Origin of the sequence: Pseudoalteromonas sp. UBA2102 (assembly GCF_002331165.1) — a bacterium.
Lineage (GTDB): Bacteria > Pseudomonadota > Gammaproteobacteria > Enterobacterales > Alteromonadaceae > Pseudoalteromonas > Pseudoalteromonas atlantica.
The window spans coordinates 1-3,352 of sequence record NZ_DCYU01000114.1; the positions used below are offsets into that span (position 1 = coordinate 1).

A 3,352-nucleotide genomic window follows, 5' to 3' on the forward strand; every position below is an offset into this window, starting at 1 on the left:
AATTTACCGTCAAACTTTTTAGTAATAAAGCCTGCACAGCGGCTTGCTATGTTTACTACTTTACCTACTAGGTCTGAATTTACACGTTGTGCAAAGTCTTCTAGGTTTAAATCAAGGTCAATAATACCGCTGTTTAATTTAGCTGCGTAGTAATAACGTAAGTACTCTGGGTCTAGGTTATCAAGGTAAGTACGTGCTTTTATAAACGTACCCTTTGATTTAGACATTTTTTCGCCATTGACGGTTACAAAGCCATGTGCAAACACGTTAGTTGGCTTTCTAAAATTAGCGCCCTCTAGCATGGCTGGCCAAAATAAGCTGTGGAAGTAAATAATGTCTTTACCAATAAAGTGATAAAGCTCAGCATCAGAACCTTCAGCCCAAAATGCATCAAAGTCGAGGCCTTTTTCGTCACATAGATTTTTAAAGCTTGCCATGTAGCCAATTGGCGCATCTAGCCATACGTAAAAGTATTTGCCCGGTGCATTTGGAATTTCAAAACCAAAGTAAGGCGCATCGCGGCTAATATCCCACTGTTGCAGGCCATCGGTAAACCACTCATCTAACTTATTCGCCATTTCTTGCTGAATAGAGCCCGAGTGTAGCCACTCTTTAAGCATGCCTTCAAATGCTGGCAGGTCAAAAAAGTAATGCTCTGAATCTTTTAAAATTGGCTCTGCACCTGACATTACTGAGCGCGGGTTTATTAATTCGGTTGGGCTGTAAGTTGCGCCACACGAGTCACAGCTATCGCCATTTTGGTTTTCAGACTTACACGTTGGGCAAGTGCCTGTTACAAAGCGATCTGGTAAAAATATGCCTTTTTCAGGGTCGAATAACTGTGAAATAGTGTGCTTTTTAATATGACCCGCATCATTAAGGCGGTTATAAATAAGCTCACTCAGCTCTTTATTTTCTGAGCTGTGGGTGCTGTGGTATTTATCAAACTTGATGTTAAAGTCGGCAAAGTCGCGCTGGCGTTCAATGCTTACATTTTTAACCATTTCTTCAGGCGTGATCCCTTGCTTTTGCGCATTAAGCATAATTGGCGTGCCGTGAGCATCGTCGGCGCAAACATAATAAGCTTCGTGGCCTTGTAGCTTTTGAAAACGTGACCAAATATCAGTTTGAATATATTCCAATAAATGGCCTAAGTGAGTAGGGCCATTTGCATAAGGTAATGCGCTGGTAATGAGGATCTTTCGCTGCGTCATAATCATTCCGAATTGAGGATAAACCACCATTTTTACTACAAAAAAGGCGGTTATCATTAATTTATCCATAAGCTTTGGAGTAACGGTACGCGCAGCTTATGGATTTTTGTTAATTGACTGGTGTTAATGCCCTGAATGTTACATAATTCTGTGGCACTTTTCATCAAAGAAACGCTATTTAATTGCTATGTTTGGACTGTCGAAACTATTCTCCTCTAAATCGGTGCAAAAACAACCGATTATTACTGCCTTAGCGGCGTATCGAAGCGCGGCATTTGCCGTAGGTATTGATGAAAGTTTTATTGATACCATTTCGCAAAATGACGATAAATCAATACACATTAAAATAACGCTGCCATTTGCGGCTCAATCAGAAATGCCGTTAGTTGAGCAGCACGTAAGTGAAAGTATAAATACACCGGTTACCATAGACTCTGTGGTGACTATAAAAGAGCCTGCAAAATTTAAAGCCATTAAACACATTGTGCTGATTGCCTCAGGTAAAGGGGGGGTAGGAAAATCCACGACCGCTGTTAATTTAGCTGGGGCGCTTAAAAGCGAAGGCGCAAAAGTAGGGATTTTAGATGCTGATATTTATGGGCCATCTATTCCTATGCTTTTAGGGCTTGTGGGTGCAGAGCCACAAACCAAAGATAACAAACTACTACAGCCATTTGATGCCAACGGCATTAAAGCGCAATCAATCGGCTTTTTAGTGCCAAGTGATGACGCAACGGTCTGGCGAGGCCCAATGGCATCGGGAGCGCTCAACCAATTATTAAACGAAACTGATTGGGGCGAACTTGATTACTTAATTGTTGATATGCCACCGGGTACGGGCGATATACAGCTAACAATGAGCCAAAAAGTGCCTGCCAGCGGCACTGTTATTGTGACTACGCCACAAGATTTAGCCCTTGCCGATGCGCAAAAAGGCATTGCAATGTTTAATAAAGTTAACGTACCTGTGCTTGGGCTTATAGAAAATATGAGTCACTACATTTGTAGCCACTGCGGTGAAGCCAACCATGTATTTGGCAAAGATGGCGCAGAAAAACTTGCCCATAAACACGGCGTACCGGTGTTAAGCCATATTCCACTTGCCATAAATATTCGTGAATACTCAGAGCAAGGTAAATTAATCGCCAGCGATACCAGCGCGGCTATTAGCAACACATACAGCGCAGCGGCAAGACTGATTGCCAGCACGCTTTTTTATCAGCAGCACCAACACAGTGTTGAGATAGTGATAACGCAGGACTAAGAAAAAATGAGACTCTCAGATACCCATATTAAAGAATATTTAAGCGATGGCCGCATAGTGATTGAGCCTGCGCCGACTAATGAAATGATTTCGGGTGTGACAGCCGATTTGCGTTTAGGGAACAAATTTAGAACCTTTAACGCACATAACGCAGCGTACGTAGATTTAAGTGGCCCTAAAGATCAGTTAAATAAGGCTATGGAATCAATCATGAGTGAAGAGATTGAGCTTGCCGACGGCGAAGCTTTCTTTTTACACCCAGGTGAGCTGGCATTGGCCATTACGCATGAAAAAGTAACACTTCCTGCCGACATAGTAGGCTGGTTAGATGGTCGTTCATCACTTGCCCGCTTAGGTTTGATGGTGCATGTAACAGCGCACAGAATCGACCCAGGTTGGAGTGGTAATATTGTTTTAGAATTTTATAACTCAGGTAAGTTACCACTAGCGCTGCGCCCAATGATGAAAATTGGTGCAATGAGCTTTGAAATGCTTTCAGGACCCTGCGAAAACCCTTATAACATTCGTAAAGATGCAAAATATAAAGATCAAAGTAGTGCGGTAGCAAGCCGCATTAGCGACGATAACCTATAACAATATAAAACTATTAAGCGTTTAAATGGCTTTTTTTGCTAGCTTAAACGCTTAATAATTTATGCCAATGTGCATTATTGCTTACACTGATATTAAATGTGTTTTTTATTTCTGGCTTTATAAACGAGTAAAAACTCGACTAATATAGATAATAAAATAACTATAATTACAATGCCTTGAATAGTGTGTAGCCTTTTAACCCTGTCAACACTCTCTTTTTCGTACTGCATAACCACCGTATTAAACGCTTTTAAAAGCGGCTCTTTTGCTAAAGAAAAAA

The 3,352-nt window shown here is 41.3% G+C and carries 3 protein-coding genes and 1 pseudogene; 2 read left to right on the plus strand and 2 right to left on the minus strand.

Translation table 11 applies throughout. The features are described from left to right. The coding region (metG, locus tag B2R65_RS15415; protein WP_286744153.1) for a methionine--tRNA ligase at window positions 1-1,214 on the minus strand (1,214 nt) is incomplete at its 3' end. Between the two features lie 187 nt (window positions 1,215-1,401). Between metG and apbC the strand changes: the two genes are divergently transcribed. Together apbC and dcd are read left to right on the plus strand one after the other, a co-directional pair. After that, complete coding sequence (apbC, locus tag B2R65_RS15420; RefSeq protein ID WP_138578234.1) at window positions 1,402-2,478, plus strand: iron-sulfur cluster carrier protein ApbC; 1,077 nt, start codon at window positions 1,402-1,404, stop codon at window positions 2,476-2,478. A gap of 6 nt (window positions 2,479-2,484) precedes the next feature. Next, window positions 2,485-3,072: a dCTP deaminase gene (gene dcd, locus B2R65_RS15425; protein WP_004587761.1), complete on the plus strand. Its 588-nt coding sequence runs from the start codon at window positions 2,485-2,487 to the stop codon at window positions 3,070-3,072. Between the two features lie 92 nt (window positions 3,073-3,164). Here dcd and B2R65_RS15430 read toward each other — a convergent pair. Then, window positions 3,165-3,352, minus strand: a pseudogene (locus tag B2R65_RS15430) (hypothetical protein); the annotation flags it as partial.

Coding starts and splice junctions, on each gene's coding strand:
- dcd (WP_004587761.1), top strand. CDS start 2,485: ATGAGACTCTCAGATACCCATATTAAAGAATATTTAAGCGATGGCCGC.
- apbC (WP_138578234.1), top strand. CDS start 1,402: ATGTTTGGACTGTCGAAACTATTCTCCTCTAAATCGGTGCAAAAACAA.